Origin of the sequence: Photobacterium rosenbergii (assembly GCF_003026455.1) — a bacterium.
In the GTDB taxonomy this organism is placed as follows: Bacteria; Pseudomonadota; Gammaproteobacteria; order Enterobacterales; family Vibrionaceae; genus Photobacterium; species Photobacterium rosenbergii.
Map to the genome: position 1 here is coordinate 1 of NZ_PYMB01000006.1, position 20,192 is coordinate 20,192.

Consider the following 20,192-nt stretch of genomic DNA (forward strand, 5'->3'; position numbering starts at 1 on the left):
GGGAATCGATAGATTCTTGAACTGCAGCAAGCTTGAATTCGTCGGTAAAGCTTCGTCTAGTAACAACTTTCATATAATCACCTCTTATTCCTAATAAAGAGGTGTCTACTTTTAGGGGGTCACTTCAGAGGCTAGAGGCTAGAGGCTAGAGGCTAGAGTGATATGACCCCCGTAAAGTCCAGCCAATGCGCCGTTCTTTTGCGACGGGATTTGGGATACAAAAAAGCCAGCGACGGTGCGCTGGCTTTAGTTGTATTTGGTAGCGTTTGCTATCAGAAGAAGATGTGCGCCATCATTGCGATGACTGGCAGGGTCACCAGGGTACGCAGGATGAAGATCATGAACAGCTCCCACGGCTTGACCGGGATTTTGCTGCCGATCAGCAGGGCGCCTATTTCCGACATGTAGATCAGCTGGGTCACCGACATTGCTGCAATCACAAAGCGGGTTAGGTCGCTCTCGATACCCGATGCCAGGATAGACGGCAGGAACATATCGGCAAAGCCAACCACGATAGTCTCGGAAGCTGCTGCTGCCTCTGGGATGCGCAGCAACTCGAGGAACGGGATAAACGGTTGGCCAAGTAGGCTAAATACCGGTGTGTTCTCGGCAATCACTAGGGCAATGGTACCAATCGCCATCACGACAGGCAGTACGCCGAAAATCATATCAATCGCGTTCTTCACCCCTTCGACGACCATGCTACGCAGGCTTTTCACCTGTGAGGCTTTCTCCAGCGCTTGCTCAAGGCCAAAACCGATTACGGTCTTGCCTTCCGGTAGGGCTTCGATATCGCCCTCAAGCTGTTGGCCATCGATGTAGCGGTCTTTCTTCCACGATAGTGGTGGTAGGCGAGGGACAATCACCGCCGCTGCCAAGCCTGCAAGGCACACTGTTAGGTAGAACGGGGCAAACATATGCTCAAGGTTTACTTGGGCAATGACGACTAGGGTAAACGTAATAGATACCGCGGTGAAAGTGGTACCAATAACAGCAGCTTCACGCTCGGTATAGATTTTGCTCTCGTACTGCTTGCTGGTCATCAGCACGCCAACACTGCCGTCACCCAGCCAAGAGGCGATACAGTTTACTGCCGAACGGCCCGGAAGGTTGAATAGCGGGCGCATTACGCGGGTGAACAGGGCACCAACGAACTCCAGTAGGCCAAAGTTCAGTAGCAGTGGCAGTAGCAAACCGGCAAAAAGGAAGACAGAAAAGAGTACCGGTAATAGATCATTTAGAACCAAGCCGCCGGTATCACCATGGTGGATCATCTCAGGGCCGATGCCAAAATAGGTCATCACGACAAAAATCGCGCCCAGCTGCTGGACCACGAACCAAGGCAGTGACGGGTTGAGTAAGCCGCTCAGAAAGCCACTCTCTAGTACAGCTTTTGGTTTCAAAAGCTTGGTAGCGATCGATGCGACACCGGTTAGGGCGATCACGAAGGTCACCATGGCTGGCAGCATGCCATCAAACAATGCCTGAACCGATTTGGCCAGAATAGCGATAGGGATTGTCAGAGAATCCTGATAACTGATAGGTGCCATGAAAAGGAAGACACCGAGGAGCGACGGTAGGAGGAACATGAGCCATGGGCTCTTTTTACCGTTTTGGGAAATAACCTGATCCTGCATATTTGGCCTTTAACTGATTGATAAGCTAAGAGTAAATAAATGCTCTATTCTCTGTGGAATAAATATTCACTGATCTTCCATAATCAGGTCGGGCAAGATTACAGTTTTTCACCTTGAAATGGAATTATTTTCGCCGATATCTGCGCTTTTATTCATTATTATCCGCTATAGGACGATATTTATGGTTTAGGATCCTGTCGGTGCTTGAGAGGCCGCTGCATGTTCTGCAATCCAAGTCACAGCAAAGAGGCAATAAAAAAGGAGCGAAGATCGCTCCTTTTCTCGGTTAATTGATGTGCTCGCAGCACAACCATGATTAACGCATGGTAACAAACTCTTCAGAGCCAGTAGGGTGGATAGCCACAACAGAGTCGAAGTCTGCTTTGGTTGCGCCCATCTTCATTGCAACGCCGAAGCCCTGGATCATTTCATCCACGGTGTAGCCGATGCCGTGTAGGCCAACGACTTTCTCGTCAGGGCCTGCACAAACCAGTTTCATCTTACATGGCTGGCGGTGTGAAGTGACGGCTGTGTACATCGCGGTAAAGCCAGATTGGTAGACCTTAACGTTCTCTTCGCCGTACTGGGCAATTGCTTCAGGCTCAGTCACGCCGATAGTGCCGATTGGTGGGTGGCTGAACACCACGGTTGGAACCAGCTTGTAATCCATCTTGGCGTCTGGCTTGTTGTTGAACAGGCGCTCGGATAGCTGGCGGCCAGCTTTGACGGCTACAGGTGTTAGCTCGATACCACCTTCCATGATGTCACCGACACAGTAGATGCCGTCAACATTGGTTTGCTGGTACTCGTCAACCTTGATGTAGCCACGGTCGTTGGTTTCAACGCCCGTGGCTGCAAGGTTGATCTTGTCGGTGGTTGGCTTACGGCCAATCGCCCAGATCAGTACGTCAGTGTTGTGTGATTCACCGTTTTCGAAGTGCAGGGTGATAGTACCGTCAGCTTCCTTGACCACTTCTTTTGGTACACTATGGGTGTGCAGTGTCGGGCCTTCTTTGTCCATCACCTCAACCAAGGTGTCGATGATCATCGGGTCAAAGCTGCGCAGTGGTGATTCTTTACGGACAAACAGGTGGGTGTCGGTGCCTAGCGCGCTGAGTACGCCTGCAATCTCAACCGCAATGTAGCCTGCACCAACAACGGCGGTGCGTTTTGGCTGTTCGTTTAGTTCGAAGAAACCATTAGAGTCGATACCGTGCTCGGCACCCGGTACGTTCGGGATGGTTGGCTCGCCGCCAACAGCGATCAGGATATGGTCAGCAGTGTAGTGCTCGCCATTAACTTCGATAGTTTTGGCGTCAACAAACTTAGCAAAGCCGTTGATCACTTCGATTTTGTTGTTGCCAAGGACATTGTCGTAGGCGGTGTGGATACGGCTGATGTAGGCTTCGCGGCTCTCAACCAGTTTGCCCCAGTCAAGGCCTTTGACATCGACATCAAAACCGTAGTCTTTAGCGTACAGGTGCATTGCTTCTGCAATTTGGGCACCGTGCCACATTACCTTTTTCGGCACACAACCCACGTTGACACAGGTACCGCCCAGCGCTTTGGCTTCAACCAATGCGACTTTGGCGCCGTACATTGCCGCACGGTTGGCTGATGCAATACCGCCGCTACCACCACCGATACAGATGTAATCAAAATGCTTTGCCATGACTTTACTCCAATTCATTATCTTATTTTATGGCTGAGCCTAGTGTAATCAAGAAAAGCGGTAGTTACGAGAGGGGGTGGTCGATAAACACACAGCATTTATTGCGTGATATCAAAGGAAAGGGAAATTGGCTAGGCCATAGCAAAAAGGTGGCTGACGCCACCTTTTGTTATTTATTAATGAGTTAGCGCTGGATTGCTGTGCTTACTCCGGTACCACCCATTCCACTTTATAGTGGCCGTGGTTGGGGGCGATGGCGTCTTTTAGCCAAGGCAGGATTGCCTGCATTTGGCCTTCTAGCTTCCACGGCGGGTTGATCACTATCATGCCCGATGCTGTCATGCCGCGCTCTTCAGTATCCGGCTCGACGCCGAGTTCGATTTGCAAAATCTTACGGATGCCGAGATCTTCCAGCCCCTTGAGCATCTTGTCGATGTTCTCGCGGTAAACCACCGGGTACCAGATAGCGTAAGTGCCGGTTGCCCAGCGCTTGTAGCTTTCTTTAATGGCCTTAACCACATCCATATACTCGTGCTTTAGCTCGTACGGTGGGTCGATTAATACTACACCACGGCGCTCTTTAGGCGGCAGGCTCCCCTTGAGGCGGGCGAAGGCATCCTCTTTGTAGATCCTGACCTGGCGGTCACCACGGAACTCCTGCAGCAGAAGCGGGAAGTCACTTGGATGCAGCTCGGTCAGTACCATGCGGTCCTGCTCGCGGATCTGGGCGCGGGCAACTTTGGGAGAGCCCGGGTAATAGCGCAGCTCATCACTGTCATTGAGTACCTTGATGGCATCGATATAGCTGGCGATCTCTGCTGGGATATCGTCACGCTGCCAGATCCGGGCAATGCCTTGCTTGAACTCGCCAGTTTTTTCACTGCGCTCATCCTGAAGGTCGTAACGGCCGACACCTGAGTGGGTATCGTGGTAAACGAAGGGTTTTTCCTTTTGTTTCAGGGCATCCAGGATCAGGCTCTGGACAATGTGCTTGACCACATCGGCATGGTTGCCGGCGTGGAAACTATGGCGGTAGCTCAGCATGGCTGGGATCTCGACAGAATAGGAATAAATAAGGGCCAGTATTATCGCCAATTGGCTGCGAATAGCCAGTAGGCGTGATGACTTTCCCGCTTCGGCACTGAGATCTAGTTTACTATTAGACTGTACAATGACGATTTAGCGTAATGAAAGGATTGAAATTAGCCTCCCAAAGACGCATTTATTAATGGATAACCAATTTAAGGAATTGCGCATGACCAACCCACTACTTTCGATGACGGGCCTGCCTCCGTTCTCGCTTATCCAACCTGAGCATGTCAAACCTGCTGTTGAGCAGGCAATTGATGACTGCCGGGCTGCCGTGGAGCAAGTGCTGGCGTCTGATACACCGCCAAGCTGGGAATCAATTTGTGTTCCGTTGGCTGAAACTGACGATCGCCTGAGCCGCATCTGGTCGCCGGTAGGCCACCTCAACGCCGTGAAAAACAGCAACGAGTTGCGTGAAGCTTACGAGAGTTGCCTGCCGATGTTATCGGACTATGGTACCTGGGTGGGTCAGCACAAAGGCCTTTACGAAGCATTCAAAGCGATCAAAGCCGATGATAGCTTTGCCGGGTTGAGCCAAGCCCAGCAAAAGTCGATCACTGATGCGCTGAAAGATTTTGAGCTGTCGGGTATTGGCTTGCCAGCCAAAGAGCAGCACCGCTATGGTGAGATCAGCAAGCGCTTGTCTGAGCTGTCTTCTTCATTTAGCAATAATGTGCTTGATGCCACTATGGGCTGGAGCAAGTTGGTCACCGATGAGTCTGAGCTTGGCGGTTTGCCGGAGTCTGCCCTACAGGCTGCAAAGGCAACAGCCGAGGCCAAGGAGCAAGAAGGCTACCTGTTCACCTTAGATATCCCGTCTTACCTGCCGGTGATGACTTACTGTGAAAACCGTGAACTGCGCCAGGAGATGTATGAAGCGTTTGTGACCCGCGCTTCAGACCGCGGACCAAATGCCGGCAAGTGGGATAACAGCGAAATCATTGCCGAGAAGCTTAAGCTAACCCACGAAATCGCCCGCCTGCTGGGTTTTAATACCTACAGTGAAAAATCCCTGGCGACCAAGATGGCAGAGTCGACTGATCAGGTATTGGGCTTCTTGAACGATCTGGCTAGCCGCGCCAAGCCGCAGGGTGAGCGTGAAGTTGCCGAGTTGCGTGAATATGCCCGTGCCGAGTTTGGTGCTGAAGCGCTGGAACCATGGGATTTCGCCTTCTATGCCGAGAAGCTCAAGCAGCACCGCTACAGCATTTCTGACGAGCAGTTGCGTCCTTATTTCCCTGAGCAGAAAGTTGTTGCTGGCCTGTTCGAGGTACTAAAGCGCGTCTTCGGTATGGACGTCAAAGAGCGCACAGGCGTTGATACCTGGCACGAGTCGGTGAAGTTTTACGATATCTTCGATGCCCAAGGCGAACTGCGTGGCAGTTTCTACCTCGACCTGTATGCCCGCGAACACAAACGAGGCGGGGCATGGATGGATGAGTGTATGGTCCGCCGTAACCGCCAGGACGGTAGTCTGCAGGCGCCGGTCGCTTACCTGACCTGTAACTTCAACAAACCTGTGGGTGGCAAGCCAGCACTGTTTACCCATGACGAGGTGGTCACCCTGTTCCATGAAACCGGCCACGGTATCCATCATATGCTGACCCAGATTGAAGTTCCGGCGGTCTCGGGTATCAACGGTGTGCCTTGGGATGCGGTTGAGCTACCAAGCCAGTTCCTGGAAAACTGGTGCTGGGAAGAAGAGGCATTGGCTTTCATTTCTGGCCATTACGAGACCGGCGAACCACTGCCAAAAGAAATGCTGGATAAGATGCTGGCTGCCAAGAACTTCCAGTCGGCGATGGGGATCCTGCGCCAGTTGGAGTTCGGCCTATTCGACTTTACCCTGTACACCGAGTACGACCCTGAAGTGGGTGCCAAGGTGCTAGATACGCTGGCGGATATCAAATCCCGCGTGTCAGTGGTTCCAAGCCCAGAATTCGGTCGTTTCCCACATAGCTTCAGCCATATCTTCGCGGGTGGATATAGCGCGGGTTATTACAGCTACCTGTGGGCCGAGGTCCTGTCGTCGGATGCGTACTCGCGTTTCGAGGAAGAGGGGATCTTCAACACCCAGACCGGTGCCGATTTCCTAGACTGTATCCTCGAGCGCGGCGGCAGCGAGGAGCCGATGGACTTGTTCAAGCGCTTCCGTGGCCGTGAGCCGCAGATCGATGCATTGCTGCGCCATAGCGGTATCACCGGCTAATTGTGGTCTTTGACTGGCAATAAAAAAGCACCCCGAGGGGTGCTTTTTTTATACGTGGTGCAGGTTACTCGCTGGCGATGATGCTCAGTGGCCAGCCCATGTCGCTTTGGCGGGTGGCTTCCTGCTGCAGTTCGGCATTGGTCAACGGGTTGGCCGCCAGCCAACTGGCAGGCAGTGATAGGCTCAAGGCGTTGTCTTCGGCCTGCAGAGTGAATGGCGGCTGGTGGCTACTGTCCCGGCGGTGGCAGAGGATCACGGCCAGGCGCAACAAGCGTAGCAGTCGGGTCGCACTTTGCGCCGACAGGGCATGTTGCTCCGGCAGGCTGGTCAAGTTCTCGCGGTAGCGGCGTAGCAACTCACCGATGAGGTGCTTCTGGGCACGGGTGAAGCCGGGTAGATCGCTATGGTGGATCAGGTAGGCCGCATGTTCGCCACTCTTCTTGAACTCGATCATGGTGCCGATTTCATGCAGGGCAGTACTGGCATCAAGCAGGTAGTGTGCTTGTGGCTCTGGCTTCCATTCTGACAGGCAGCTGGCCAGCAGGGCACGGGCAGTGTCACCGACATTGCCGGCATGGATACTGTCGAGCTGGAAGCGGGTTTGCAGGCTCTGTAAGGTACGCTCACGGACATCGTTGTGGCGCATCTGGCTCATCATCTCGTACACCATGCCTTCGCGCAGGGCGCCACCGGCAAGGGTCATAGACTCGATACCCAGTGATTCGAAAATCGCGATCAGGATAGACAGGCCGCTCGGGAACACCAGGGCACGCTCTAGGGTCAACCCTTCGATATCGAGATCCTCAAGGCGCTCGTACTGCATGGCCTGGCGCTGCATCCGCTTGAGCTTTTGCAGGGTAATGATTTCATCCATCCCCTGCGCCAGCATGATTTCCTGCAAGGCCTGAACTGTGCCACTGGCACCGACACAGGTCTGCCAGCCCAATGTCTGGTATTGCTCGACAATGGGGGCAATGGCTGCCTTGGCAGCGGCGATCGCGGCATCGAAGTTGGCTTCGGTGAGGTAGCGGTCTTTGAAATAGCGCTCAAGCCAGGTGACACAACCGATTTTGAGGCTGGTCAGGGCACTGGCATCAAACCCCTCACCAATGATGACCTCGGTGCTAGCCCCGCCGATATCGACAACCAAGCGCTTGCCACAACCGCCTGAGGTATGGGCAACCCCTTGGTAGATGATCCGGGCTTCTTCTTCGCCAGGAATGATATCGACCGGGTAGCCGAGAATGGTCTCGGCTTTGGAAAGAAAGGCCTCGGCATTGACGGCGGTACGCAGTGCTGCGGTACCGACAATGCGGATATTGCTTGCCGGAATATCCTGCAGGCGTTCGGCAAATAGGCTGAGGCAGTCCCACCCCCGTTGCATTGCCTCAATACTCAGCTCGTTTTCGCTGTTGAGGCCGGCAGCCAGGCGGACTTTACGCTTGATCTTGGCCAGGGTCTGGACGGTGCCTGCGACCTCCCTGACAATCCACATGTGGAAACTGTTGGAGCCAAGGTCAATGGCGGCGTACAAGGGTGATACTGTTCTTTCCATAGGCATATCTTTCTTTTTACTGCTGTTTGTTCTGCTGCGGACGGCGACGGTTACGCTGGCGCGACTGTCCCTGGCGCTGTGAACCACCACTGCGGCGGTTGCCACCTTGGCGTGGTGAGCGTGGTACGCTGATTGGCGGCGGCAGATCATCTAGCAGGGCTTCCGGATCGTACTTCGACAGCGGAATGGCGTGCTCGATGTAGGTTTCGATAGCCGGCAGGTTGATAGCGTACTCTTCACAGGCAAAGCTGATCGAATGGCCGCTGGCACCAGCACGACCGGTACGGCCGATACGGTGGACGTAGTCTTCGGCATCGTCAGGTAGGTCGTAGTTGAATACGTGGGTTACCTGAGGGATGTGCAGGCCACGGGCTGCAACATCGGTTGCCACCAGGATATCAACTTCACCTTGGGTGAATTGCTCCAGAATGCGGACACGCTTCTTCTGCGGTACATCACCGGTTAGCAAGCCAACGCGGTGTTTGTCTGCGGCCAGGTGGGCCCAGATATCTTCACAGCGGTGCTTGGTGTTGGCAAACACGATAGCGCGGTCTGGCCATTCTTCTTCCAGCAAGCTTTGCAGCAGGCGCATCTTGTCTTGGTTCGATGGGTAGAACAGCTCTTCCTGGATACGGTGGCCAGTCTTCTGCTCAGGCTCGACGACAACGCTTTCAGGCGAGTTCATGTGCTCGAACGCCAACTCTTTCACGCGGTAAGACAGGGTTGCCGAGAACAGCATGTTCAGGCGGTCCTGCGGTGCCGGCATACGGCGGAACAAGAAACGGATATCCTTGATAAAGCCAAGGTCGAACATACGGTCGGCTTCGTCGAGTACCACAGCCTGGATAGAGCGTAGGTCAATCACGCGCTGCTTGTAGAAATCAATGATACGGCCACAGGTACCAATCAGGATATCTACGCCAGCTTCAAGCTTCTTCTGCTGTTTCTCGTAGGCTTCGCCACCGTAGGCTAGGCCCGCGGTTAGGCCGGTGCTTTCGATCAACGGCTTGGCATCGTTGTAAATCTGGATCGCTAGCTCACGAGTTGGTGCCATAATAATGGCACGAGGATGGTTTTGCTTACGCTCCTCTTTTGCCGGGGTTAGCAGCAAGTGGTTGAAAGTCGCGGTCAGGAAAGCCAGGGTTTTCCCTGTGCCTGTTTGAGCCTGACCAGCAATGTCACGGCCGGAGAGCACTACCGGCAATGCCAGCGCCTGGATCGGCGTACAATTATGGAAACCTTTGGCTTCCAATCCTTGTAAAACCCGAGGTTCTAAACCCAGGTCGGCAAATTTTTGCTCTGTGATGTGAGTCGTCTTCATTCGTATAGAATATCAGCTTAGGGTTGCAATACGAAACGGATTCCATTCAAATAGGGCATCGATTTGCTGGTTAAAATCAAATCAGCTAACAAAATCAACCATTGGAGTGGAAGATGAGCGACAAGATTGTGCAGCTGACAGACGCAAGTTTCGAAAGCGATGTAATTACTGCTGCAGGCCCGGTACTAGTCGATTTTTGGGCTGAATGGTGTGGTCCTTGCAAAATGATTGCCCCAATTCTTGATGAAATCGCGGACGAGTACGAAGGCAAGCTGACTATCGGTAAATTGAATATCGACCAGAATGCAGCGACACCACCAAAATTCGGTATCCGTGGTATCCCAACACTGTTGCTGTTCAAAGACGGCGGCGTAGCGGCAACCAAAGTGGGTGCCCTGTCAAAGAGCCAGCTTAAAGAGTTCCTAGACGCGAACCTATAAGCAACTCTGCTTCGAACCGTGCACAATTTCTCGTTGTGCATGGTTTGACTTGCGTCTATGCTAGACGGATGAGATCTTTAGTGCTAACTTATTGCACGTAAATTGTAATTCTGTTCATTCCTTGACCAGCCCCATTGGTCAGCTTTATCTCAATTAACATAGAACCCCAATTTTGACTGACAAGAAACCCACCACTATGAATCTAACTGAACTGAAGAACCAACCTATTTCTAAGTTGGTTGCGCTTGGCGAAAGCTTAGGACTGGAAAACCTGGCGCGTTTGAGAAAACAAGACATCATCTTTGCAATTCTCAAACAGCATGCGAAAAGTGGTGAGGACATTTTTGGCGATGGTGTTCTAGAAATCCTTCAAGATGGCTTCGGCTTCCTCCGCTCTGCAGACAGTTCTTACCTCGCCGGTCCAGATGATATCTACGTTTCTCCTAGCCAAATCCGCCGTTTCAACCTTCGCACTGGTGACACAATTGCCGGCAAGATCCGCCCACCGAAAGACGGTGAGCGCTACTTTGCCCTGCTGAAGGTTAACGAGGTTAACTACGACAAGCCTGATAACGCGCGTAATAAGATCTTGTTTGAAAACTTGACGCCGCTGCATGCCAACGAGCGTATGCGCATGGAGCGCGGTAACGGTTCGACTGAAGACATCACGGCCCGTGTACTGGATCTGGCTTCGCCAATCGGTAAAGGCCAGCGTGGTTTGATTGTTGCTCCGCCGAAAGCGGGTAAAACCATGTTGCTGCAGAACATTGCCCAGAGCATTGCCTACAACCACCCTGAGTGTGAGTTGATGGTATTGCTGATCGACGAACGTCCGGAAGAAGTGACCGAGATGCAGCGCCTGGTTAAGGGTGAAGTTGTTGCATCGACTTTCGATGAGCCAGCATCGCGCCACGTACAGGTTGCTGAGATGGTGATCGAGAAGGCTAAGCGCCTAGTTGAGCACAAGAAAGACGTTGTGATCCTGCTTGACTCTATCACTCGTCTGGCTCGTGCCTACAACACCGTGATCCCGTCATCAGGCAAAGTCCTGACCGGTGGTGTGGATGCTAACGCCCTGCACCGTCCGAAGCGTTTCTTCGGTGCGGCACGTAACGTAGAAGAGGGCGGCAGCCTGACTATCATCGCAACGGCACTGGTTGATACCGGCTCTAAGATGGATGAAGTTATCTACGAAGAATTCAAGGGTACAGGTAACATGGAACTGCACCTATCCCGTAAGATCGCTGAAAAGCGTGTCTTCCCGGCAATTGACTTCAACCGCTCTGGTACCCGTCGTGAAGAGCTACTGGCGAAATCTGACGAACTGCAGAAGATGTGGATCCTGCGTAAGATTGTTCACCCAATGGGTGAGACCGATAGCATGGAATTCCTGATCGACAAGCTATCGATGACCAAGACCAACGACGAGTTCTTTGACGCGATGCGTCGCCAGAAGTCGTAGTCTGTAGCAGTTATTGCTGCTTGACTCACAGTTTTGAAAAACGCCGCAACTTGTGGCGTTTTTTATTTTTGGTACACTGGCATTCTTAATTGATCGTTGTTCAATTGTGGCTTTGCTGGTAATTGACCCCGATAGATCGATATACTGTGTTTGTTATCAACATGTGATTTTGGATTGGGATGATCCTGATAACCGACATATCTTTTTTCACCAAGGAGGTGACATGCGACTAGGAAAGTGCATGCAGATAGGTTTACTGGCTGCAGGAATGATGGCCGCCCAGGCCACCGCTCAGGTAGCCATCAAGCCAACTGAAATTTCTCAACAGGATGTTGAGCAAGTCCAGTCTTCCCTACAGGTCAAAAACCGGGTGTCGGCCCTACACCAATACTATGACAGCAGTGAGTTTGCCCTGTTGGAAACCCACCTGTCCTCATTGCCCCCCTTGCAGCAAGAAGCGGTGCGTAGCCAGCTGATTGACCATGCTATCGACTATGCGGATAACCCTGATGGCCTAGATCAAGCCAAAGCCGATTGGCTCGAGGCTCAATCTGGCCGCATGCCGGTGTTCAATGTGGTCGAGCAAGGTGATGGCTACCTGGTGACCAAGTCGGCTTTTCATTATGGTGCCAAGGCCCGCAGTTTGGTGATCCGCTGGCAGCAGCAGTTGTTGGCCCAGCAGATGGTCGACCAAGCGGAGGACGGGGCACTGCAACTCTCACAGTGGCTGACCGGGGATATTCAGACACAGGCGACCCGCCGCGATATCTTCCTTGCCCAGTTGCCACAGTTGTCACAGACAGCCGTCGATGCATTGGCTGAGCAATTTACCTCGGATAACAAGTTGCTATGGTTGCCGGACAATGCGGTGATTGCGGCTGTTGCCGCGGCGTCGGATGATGAAGGTGTCTATCATTTGCTGTGGCGCCGCCGCAGCGACCAATATAGCTTGGCGGAGCTTAATCGCTTGGCTGCCTTGGCACCCCAGACGCATGCGACTAAGCAGTTGATGGCGGCGACAATAAACCCGACATTGAAACTCCAGGCCTATCGTGCGCTCATTACCCTCAAACCGTTACCAGTGGCTGCCAGGGATTTTCTCAGCGACAAGCTGAGTGAAGTCGATGATGGCGAACTGGTGGCTACCGAACTCGCCCGCAGCGGCTATCTTGACTGGCTCGAGCAACTGGCTTCGGTCAGCCGCAGCCAGGTGTTGCAGAAGAACTTCCGCTCGGCGGTTGCCAAGCTGCCTTAAGCTAGCCCTGATATTCAGGCAAGGGCTGGATCGCAGTGGCCGGATTTTCCGCTGTCCTACCGTTAACAAGTCGTTATAATGTTTTGATAATGATTATTTGTACCCGGTGACTGAAACCAGCGCCGGGTGCTGGTGTATTTAGGATAGGTAACCGCGAAACCGATGAAGTTCAAGGATCTGCGAGAATTCATAGACTATCTGGAACAACAGGGTGAGCTCAAGCGCATTACCCAGCCTGTCGACCCGGATCAGGAGATCACCGAGATTTGTGATCGTACCCTGCGTGCCGGCGGACCGGCGCTGTTGTTTGAAAACCCGGTTGGCTACGATGTGCCGGTACTGGCCAACTTGTTTGGTACCCCTGGCCGTGTTGCGATGGGAATGGGGCGTACCGAAGTGCGCGAATTGCGGGAAGTCGGCAAGTTGCTGGCCTACCTCAAAGAGCCCGAGCCGCCCAAAGGTTTCCGCGAAGCGCTGGATAAGCTGCCGGTGTTCAAGCAGGTGCTGAATATGCCTGTCAAGCGACTACGCAGCGCCCCGTGTCAAGACATAGTCTGGCAGGGCGATGACGTCGACTTGGATAAAATTCCGGTAATGAGCTGCTGGCCTGATGATGTGGCACCGCTGCTGACTTGGGGCCTGACAATCACCAAGGGGCCAAACAAAAAGCGCCAGAACCTTGGGATATACCGCCAGCAGAAAATTGCCAAGAACAAGATCATCATGCGTTGGTTGGCCCACCGCGGCGGCGCCCTTGATCTGCGTGACTGGATGGAAGCCCATCCCGGTAAGCCTTTCCCGGTCAGTGTGGCGTTTGGTGCCGATCCGGCGACAATTTTAGGTGCCGTCACACCGATCCCTGATACTTTGTCGGAGTATGCCTTCGCCGGCTTGTTGCGTGGCCGCAAGAGTGAAGTGGTCAAGAGCCTGACCAATGACCTTGAAGTGCCGGCCAGTGCCGAGATTGTACTTGAAGGTTATATTGACCCGAACGAGTTTGCCGACGAAGGGCCATATGGTGACCATACTGGTTACTATAACGAGGTCGAGCGCCACCATGTGTTCACGATTACCCATGTAACCATGCGTAAGGACCCTATCTACCACAGTACTTATACCGGCCGTCCGCCTGATGAACCGGCTGTGCTTGGGGTCGCGCTGAATGAAGTCTTCGTGCCTATTTTGCAAAAGCAGTTCCCGGAGATTGTTGATTTCTACCTGCCACCGGAGGGGTGTTCCTACCGCATGGCAGTGGTATCGATGAAGAAACAGTACCCGGGCCATGCCAAGCGGGTGATGATGGGCGTCTGGTCCTTCCTGCGCCAGTTCATGTACACCAAGTTTGTCATCGTGGTGGATGAAGATGTCGATACCCGTGATTGGGGGAGTGTGATTGCTGCGATGGGTCGCAATATGGACCCGGTACGTGACACCCTGTTTATCGACCAGACCCCGATAGACTCCTTGGACTTTGCCTCACCGGTGGTGGGTCTGGGGTCCAAGATGGGGCTCGATGCAACGGCCAAGTGGGAAGCGGAAACCGCCAATGCGGTGGCTTACCCCCGCCCACAAGCCGAGCCGGACCATCATGCTCTGGAGCAAGAAATCAAGCAGCTCCCGGCAGTCATTGATTGCTACCTACCCCCAACAGCAGAGCTTGCTGGCGTGGTGATAGTGACCATCGAGAAAGACCGAGAGGGTCAGGCCCTGCAGGTCATGGATAGTATCTGGGCAATGTTGGCTACAAAGACCGATACCAAGTTTATTATTGCTTGTGATGGTGATGTCGATGCCCGTGATTGGAATGATGTGATCTGGGCGGTAACCACCCGGATGGATCCAAGTCGCGATACCCTGATAGTCAACCAAGCTGCAGAGCATGGTGCCAGGATTGGCCTCGATGCGACCAACAAGTTGCCGGGTGAAGCAAGCCGCGAATGGGGGACGCCGATCGTCAAGTCAGCGGAGGTGGTTGCCAAAGTGGATGCTATCTGGGATGAACTGGGGATTCTGGGTTAACCTTGCTAGTAAGCTAAACCGAGACGTCGAATTTGCTAGCCAAATTCGAAAGCTAGAACCATAAACCAATGCCCGGTTTGAACACCGGGCGTGAGAACATAAGTATGTACCAAGTCCGCCTGCTGCCCCATGATGTGACGTTTGCTACCGATGGTGAACAAACGCTGCTTGAGGCTGCGCTCAACGCAGGCATTGCCTTTCCCAACCGCTGTCAGGTCGGTGCCTGTGCCATGTGCATGTGCCGTAAGCAGCAAGGGGAGATCCGCTATCAGCTCGAGCCTATGCTCACCGAGAAGGAGCAGGCCGAAGGTTGGATTTTTGCGTGTCAGGCAATGGCAAACAGTGATTTGGTACTCCAGCTAGATTAGAGGAAGAGAATGTCCATCAAATGCGAAGTAACATCCGTCGAGCCGTTGGCCTGTAATACGTTTCGTATCCTGCTGCGTCCAGAACAACACATTGAATTCAAAGCTGGCCAGTACCTACTGGCGGTGATGGGCGAGAAGGACAAGCGTCCGTTTTCTATTGCCAGCAGCCCGTGTCGCGAAGGGGAGTTGGAACTGCATATCGGGGCGGCCGAGCATAACCCGTATGCTATCGAGGTGGTCGAGCACATGAAGGCGGCACTCGAAGGCGGTACTGCAGTTGAAATCGAAGCGCCGCACGGTGAAGCCTGGGTGCGTGAAGATAGCGACAAGCCACTGCTGTTGATCGCCGGTGGCACTGGGTTCTCTTATGTCCGCAGTATTTTGGATAACTGCCTGGGCCGCGGTATCAGCCAGCCAATTTTTGTCTACTGGGGCGGCCGTGATGAATGCCAGCTCTATGCCAATGACGAACTCAAGGCGCTGGCGGATAAGCATAGCAACTTGACTTATGTCCCTGTGGTCGAGAGTGCACCAGAAGGCTGGCAAGGTAAAACGGGCAATGTGCTGGAAGCGGTAAGTGATGACTTTGTCTGCCTATCTGCCTATGACATCTACATCTGTGGCCGTTTTGAAATGGCCGGTGCGGCGCGTGAGCAGTTCTCGGCCGAGAAGGGTGCCGAGCGCGAGCGTATGTTCGCCGATGCGTTTTCGTTTATATAACGAGAAGCGGTCCGATGGTTTGAGAGCGGTACTATGGTCCTAAGGGGTAAGAGTGTGAGGTTAAAGTGAGCTATATCGGTAAATAACCGAATTATCCGGTTTGACAGTATCCTTTTGTCCATCGAGCTTTCTTACAGAACCACAGAACCACAGAACCACAGAACCACAGAACCACAGAACCACAGAACCACAGAACCAAACGTCAAAAGGCGAACCCACCGGGTTCGCCTTTGTTGTTTTTGCAGGTCGTGTTATGCCGCGTTTGCCAGTGCGACCTTGCGCTTGACCCAGGTTTCGTTGAACCACAACGAGGCGATGATTATTACCCCGCCGATGGATAACCGAACGAGATCGACATCGCGGTTCCAGATCAGGATATTGACGATAAGGCCCGCCGGTACCAGCGCATTGTTCATGATTGCCAGCGCGCCAGCATTGACTAGGGTTGCCCCCTTGTTCCAAAGGAAGTAGCCAAGGCCAGAGGCGATGGTACCTAGGTAGATCAGGATACCCCACTGAGTGCTGGTGGTCGGTAGCTGCTCGGTGTTACCGAACAGTAGGAACATGGGTAGCGCGACACACACTGCCCCGAGGTAGAACAGGCCAAATACCGTATGCTGGGGGATATCCTGCAGCTCTTGCTCCATGATTCGCTTGTAGCCGACTTGGCCGATGGCAAAGCTCAGGTTGGCCCCCTGGACGATGAGGAAGCCAGTAATGAAGTCTTCGTTGATCCCCTCGAACTTGATCACCGCCGCGCCCAAAACCGCGATAGCTGCGGTTGCTAGGTACCAAGCCGAGAAGCGGCGGTGCAGCATGTCATAGATTAAGGTGACATAGATTGGGGTGAAGATGGTGAACAGCAGGACTTCCGGTACGCTCAAATAGAGGAAAGACTGGTAGTAAAAGCAGTACATAATGCCGAGCTGGAATGCGCCAACCATCATTATCTTGAGCGCCAGCGAGCGGTGCAGGTACTGGCGGCGCAAAAATGGCAGGAAGACCAGGGCAGCTAGGCTGACGCGGGTCAGGACCGAGAACCAGGCATCGACCTGGCCGGCTAGGTAAACCCCGATCAGGCTAAAGGAAAAAGCCCAGAGCAAGGTAACAGCGGATAAATATCCCATAGTGGTTGTTCAGGGTAGTGATTTGAATGATGGGGCAAGTGTAGCGAAAAAAGAGCAGGGTAAATACAGCCAATTGGTGTGGATACCGACATCGGATCTGTGGCCGGAATAGAATCAGGCACGGTGATCGGACCGTGCCTGCCAGGCGTAACTAGGAAGGTTTACGCTTGAATTACTTGAGTGGGATCATCAGCATATCGACCGGTGAGCGGTTGATGAGCTGTTTAGCTGAGCTGAGGATCTTGCTCCAGAAGTCTTGGTGATGGCCGCAAACCACCAGTTCGATGTCCATATCATCGATAGCATGGCAGATCTCTTCGCTGAGATCGCCGCTTCCCACCAGGGTGTGGGAGACTGGGTAGTTGGCCTTGTCGGCCAGTGACTGAAGTTGTTTCTGGGCCTCGTCGGCCATTCTGTTCTGGGCATCGGATAGATTGATATCAATCAGGCCGGTATACAGTTCTGCATAATTGACGTCGATGTGGATGAGCGACAATTTGGCGTCCAATGCCTTGGCGAGCTCAGCAGCTTTGCCGACGATAACATGGCTGTCATCGGATAGGTCGATAGCAACCAGAATATGTTTGTAAGCCATAGTTTTCACTCCTTGACTTAGGGGCTTTGCTTCATGCTAACACCTAATTTTAGGAAAAAATATTACCGCGATCGCAACTTGTTCCGCTGTTTTACGAAATAATTTTAGCAGTGGAATTCGTTGAATTATTGAAACTTTTTAATGTTATTCGCTGGACATAAGAAAACATGTCATAGATTGTTTGCCGCTGGGCACGATGAGTTGCATTCTCACTTTTGCATTGTGACAATGGTAACAACAGCGTTTTCATACCACCCGATGAGATTGGTATACACTAGAATAGAAAGGAGTAGTGCGATGTTAGCTCAAGCAATGGTTGATAAACTCAACGAGCAAATCAACTTAGAGTTCTTCTCTTCCAACTTGTACCTGCAGATGAGTGCTTGGTGCGAAGACAAGGGCTTTGAAGGTGCGGCAGAGTTCCTGCGCAAACATGCCGTTGAAGAGATGGAGCATATGCAGCGACTTTTCACTTACGTTAGTGAAACCGGTGCACTGCCAATCCTTGGCGCCATTGAAGCACCAAAGCACGAGTTCGCATCACTGGGTGACGTGTTCCGCGAAACTTACGAACACGAGCAGCTGATCACCGATAAGATCAACAAGCTGGCACATGTTGCATTTACTACCCAGGACTACTCAACGTTTAACTTCTTGCAGTGGTATGTGGCAGAGCAGCACGAAGAAGAAAAACTGTTCAAAGGCATTCTTGACAAGATCGAGCTGGTTGGCGAAGACGGCAAGGCCCTGTTCTTCATCGACAAAGACCTCTCTGCGATGGCAAAAGCTGGATCGACATCAATTATGGATACACCAGCTGGCTAACTAGCCTAGGGGCATCTCGCCATGCCCCTTTTTCACCAGAGCATGGCCAGCTGATAAGTCACGTTGTTCGGGGGCTATACTATGAGTGGTGACGCAATCTTACTCGCACTTTTTTTGGTCGCTGTGGTGAATGTTTCCCGCTATGTCAGTACTTTGCGTACTTTACTAGCGGTCATGCGCGAATGCGATCCTCTTCTCTATCAACAGGTCGACGGCCGAGGGTTTTTCTCATCCCAGGGTAATGTCACCAAGCAAATCCGGCTTTTCCACTATATCCGAAGCCATCAGTACCACAATCACCATGATCCGATATTTATGGAAAAATGCTCCAAGGTCCGGCGATTGTTTATCCTTGCCAGTACCTACCTGATGGTGTTTTTTGTCGCTATTTTTGTCATTGCGTACATGGGTATTTAAGCCAAGGTGCTCACACTGTGGTATTCGGCCTGCAGGGCAGGTAGAATTGCGGCACTGTGGCGATGGTAAGCCAACTGTATAAATTAGGGATGCAGGCCAACTGGCCCCTGCGTCCCTTTTTTGTTGGGTGAGCCCTTTTTGATTTTGACCGATAGCGGTGGCGTAATGGCTGAAAAATTTGATGTAGTGGTAATTGGTGCTGGGGCGGCAGGCTTGATGTGTGCAGCTGAGGCGGGCAAGCGCGGACGCTCTGTGCTGGTGGTTGACCATGGCAAGAAACCGGGACGTAAAATCCTGATCTCCGGTGGTGGCCGTTGTAACTTTACCAACTACGACGTGGCTGCTAGTAACTATGTCTGCCGTAACCCGCATTTCGTCAAATCAGCCTTGTCGCAATACACCAACTGGGATTTCATCTCGATGATCGCCAAGCACGGCATCGCCTTCGAAGAGCGTGACCATGGCCAGTTGTTCTGTGAAGACTCAGCCAAAGAGATCGTAGCTATGCTATTGGCCGAGTGCGATCTGCCGACGGTACAGCAGCGCTACCAGATCGATGTCCATGATATTACCAAGACTGAGAGCGGTTTTAGCCTCAAGCTCAATACCGAACTGGTCGAGTGTGAGTCGCTGGTGGTGGCGACCGGTGGCTTGTCGATGCCTAAACTCGGCGCTACGCCGTTTGGATACCAAATTGCCGAGCAGTTTGGCCTGAAGATGGTACCAACGACAGCGGGTTTGGTGCCGTTCACCTTGCACAAGGAAGACAAAGAAGCCTTCGCCGAGCTGTCGGGCATCGCTATCCCTGCCGTAGTCGAAGCCGAAGATGGCACTGTTTTCCGCGAAAACCTGCTGTTTACCCACCGTGGCCTGTCTGGTCCGGTGATTTTGCAGATCTCTTCCTACTGGACGCCGGGCCAGAAGGTGACTGTTGATTTGCTGCCGGATTTGGACTTGGAAGAGACCCTCAATGCGATGCGCGACAAGCATCCGAACCAGAGCCTGAAAAACTCGCTCTCTCGCCTGTTGCCGAAGCGATTGATTGAAGTGCTTATCGAGCGGGGGGATTTGGTCGATAAGCCGCTCAAGCAGTTCAACCCGAAAGACATCACGGCTATGGCCAACTATTTCCATAAGTGGAGCATTGCGCCCAACGGCACAGAAGGCTACCGCACCGCCGAGGTAACCCTTGGCGGGGTCGATACCGATGGCCTGTCGTCGAAAACTATGGAAGCGAAGCAGGTTCCTGGGCTGTACTTTGTCGGTGAGGTGATGGATGTCAGCGGCTGGTTGGGCGGATATAACTTCCAGTGGGCATGGAGCTCTGGCTTTGTTGCCGGGCAGTACGCCTGATCTAAAGATGCCTCTATAACGGCTAAAACACAGTGGTGCATTGCACCGCTGTGTTGTTTCTGGATTGATTGCCCTATTGGTTATTTCCAGTTTTTATAATTCCGTAGCCTGCTGATGGTTAACCATTT

The 20,192-nt window shown here is 52.8% G+C and carries 17 protein-coding genes; 10 read left to right on the top strand and 7 right to left on the bottom strand.

Translation table 11 applies throughout. The annotated features are described in order from the left end of the window. Positions 1 to 272: 272 nt before the first annotated feature. From C9J01_RS14520 to C9J01_RS14530, 3 genes are all read right to left on the bottom strand, one after another. On the bottom strand, positions 273 to 1,637 hold the full coding sequence (locus C9J01_RS14520) for a YjiH family protein (RefSeq protein ID WP_107298885.1): 1,365 nt from the start codon (positions 1,635 to 1,637) through the stop codon (positions 273 to 275). Positions 1,638 to 1,953: 316 nt separating this feature from the next. Beyond that, complete coding sequence (gorA, locus tag C9J01_RS14525; protein WP_107298886.1) at positions 1,954 to 3,309, bottom strand: glutathione-disulfide reductase; 1,356 nt, start codon at positions 3,307 to 3,309, stop codon at positions 1,954 to 1,956. Positions 3,310 to 3,513: 204 nt separating this feature from the next. After that, on the bottom strand, positions 3,514 to 4,353 hold the full coding sequence (locus C9J01_RS14530) for a 23S rRNA (adenine(2030)-N(6))-methyltransferase RlmJ (protein ID WP_107298887.1): 840 nt from the start codon (positions 4,351 to 4,353) through the stop codon (positions 3,514 to 3,516). A 211-nt stretch (positions 4,354 to 4,564) separates the two neighbouring features. Between C9J01_RS14530 and prlC the strand changes: the two genes are divergently transcribed. Continuing rightward, positions 4,565 to 6,607 carry an oligopeptidase A gene (gene prlC, locus C9J01_RS14535; protein ID WP_107298888.1) on the top strand — a complete coding sequence of 681 codons (2,043 nt, stop codon included), beginning with the start codon at positions 4,565 to 4,567 and terminating at the stop codon, positions 6,605 to 6,607. A 64-nt stretch (positions 6,608 to 6,671) separates the two neighbouring features. Here the strand turns inward: prlC and gppA are convergent, their stop codons facing one another. Continuing rightward, the gene (gene gppA, locus C9J01_RS14540; RefSeq protein WP_107298889.1) at positions 6,672 to 8,162 is read right to left on the bottom strand and encodes a guanosine-5'-triphosphate,3'-diphosphate diphosphatase; all 1,491 of its coding nucleotides are present in this window, start codon (positions 8,160 to 8,162) and stop codon (positions 6,672 to 6,674) included. 16 nt (positions 8,163 to 8,178) lie between these two features. Continuing rightward, a complete protein-coding gene (gene rhlB, locus C9J01_RS14545) occupies positions 8,179 to 9,483 on the bottom strand; it encodes an ATP-dependent RNA helicase RhlB (RefSeq protein ID WP_107298890.1) in 1,305 nt (434 codons plus the stop codon). A gap of 113 nt (positions 9,484 to 9,596) precedes the next feature. Here rhlB and trxA point away from each other — a divergent pair, with 113 nt between their 5' ends. From trxA to fre, 6 genes are all read left to right on the top strand, one after another. Next, the gene (trxA, locus tag C9J01_RS14550; RefSeq protein WP_107298891.1) at positions 9,597 to 9,923 is read left to right on the top strand and encodes a thioredoxin TrxA; all 327 of its coding nucleotides are present in this window, start codon (positions 9,597 to 9,599) and stop codon (positions 9,921 to 9,923) included. 196 nt (positions 9,924 to 10,119) lie between these two features. Next, on the top strand, positions 10,120 to 11,385 hold the full coding sequence (gene rho, locus C9J01_RS14555) for a transcription termination factor Rho (RefSeq protein ID WP_107298892.1): 1,266 nt from the start codon (positions 10,120 to 10,122) through the stop codon (positions 11,383 to 11,385). Between the two features lie 223 nt (positions 11,386 to 11,608). Further along, the gene (locus C9J01_RS14560; RefSeq protein ID WP_237156978.1) at positions 11,609 to 12,640 is read left to right on the top strand and encodes a hypothetical protein; all 1,032 of its coding nucleotides are present in this window, start codon (positions 11,609 to 11,611) and stop codon (positions 12,638 to 12,640) included. Positions 12,641 to 12,802: 162 nt separating this feature from the next. Continuing rightward, on the top strand, positions 12,803 to 14,659 hold the full coding sequence (gene ubiD, locus C9J01_RS14565; protein WP_107298893.1) for a 4-hydroxy-3-polyprenylbenzoate decarboxylase: 1,857 nt from the start codon (positions 12,803 to 12,805) through the stop codon (positions 14,657 to 14,659). Positions 14,660 to 14,763: 104 nt separating this feature from the next. Next, positions 14,764 to 15,027, top strand: a complete 264-nt coding sequence (locus tag C9J01_RS14570) for a 2Fe-2S iron-sulfur cluster-binding protein (protein ID WP_107298894.1) — start codon at positions 14,764 to 14,766, stop codon at positions 15,025 to 15,027. Positions 15,028 to 15,036: 9 nt separating this feature from the next. Beyond that, entirely contained in the window at positions 15,037 to 15,747 is a 711-nt protein-coding gene (fre, locus tag C9J01_RS14575; RefSeq protein WP_107298895.1) for an NAD(P)H-flavin reductase, read from the top strand. A gap of 251 nt (positions 15,748 to 15,998) precedes the next feature. On the opposite strand, the gene C9J01_RS14580 is transcribed toward fre, so the two are convergent. Together C9J01_RS14580 and C9J01_RS14585 are read right to left on the bottom strand one after the other, a co-directional pair. Further along, positions 15,999 to 16,874, bottom strand: a complete 876-nt coding sequence (locus C9J01_RS14580; protein ID WP_107298896.1) for a carboxylate/amino acid/amine transporter — start codon at positions 16,872 to 16,874, stop codon at positions 15,999 to 16,001. Positions 16,875 to 17,046: 172 nt separating this feature from the next. Further along, entirely contained in the window at positions 17,047 to 17,469 is a 423-nt protein-coding gene (locus tag C9J01_RS14585; RefSeq protein WP_107298897.1) for a universal stress protein, read from the bottom strand. 297 nt (positions 17,470 to 17,766) lie between these two features. Between C9J01_RS14585 and ftnA the strand changes: the two genes are divergently transcribed. The 3 genes from ftnA to C9J01_RS14600 all read left to right on the top strand — a co-directional run bounded on the left by ftnA (position 17,767) and on the right by C9J01_RS14600 (position 20,064). Continuing rightward, on the top strand, positions 17,767 to 18,294 hold the full coding sequence (gene ftnA, locus C9J01_RS14590; protein WP_107298898.1) for a non-heme ferritin: 528 nt from the start codon (positions 17,767 to 17,769) through the stop codon (positions 18,292 to 18,294). Positions 18,295 to 18,375: 81 nt separating this feature from the next. Beyond that, positions 18,376 to 18,711, top strand: coding sequence for a universal stress protein UspB (gene uspB / locus C9J01_RS14595; RefSeq protein ID WP_107298899.1), 336 nt, complete (start codon positions 18,376 to 18,378; stop codon positions 18,709 to 18,711). Positions 18,712 to 18,876: 165 nt separating this feature from the next. Further along, positions 18,877 to 20,064: a BaiN/RdsA family NAD(P)/FAD-dependent oxidoreductase gene (locus C9J01_RS14600; protein ID WP_107299083.1), complete on the top strand. Its 1,188-nt coding sequence runs from the start codon at positions 18,877 to 18,879 to the stop codon at positions 20,062 to 20,064. The last annotated feature ends 128 nt before the right edge of the window (positions 20,065 to 20,192 follow it).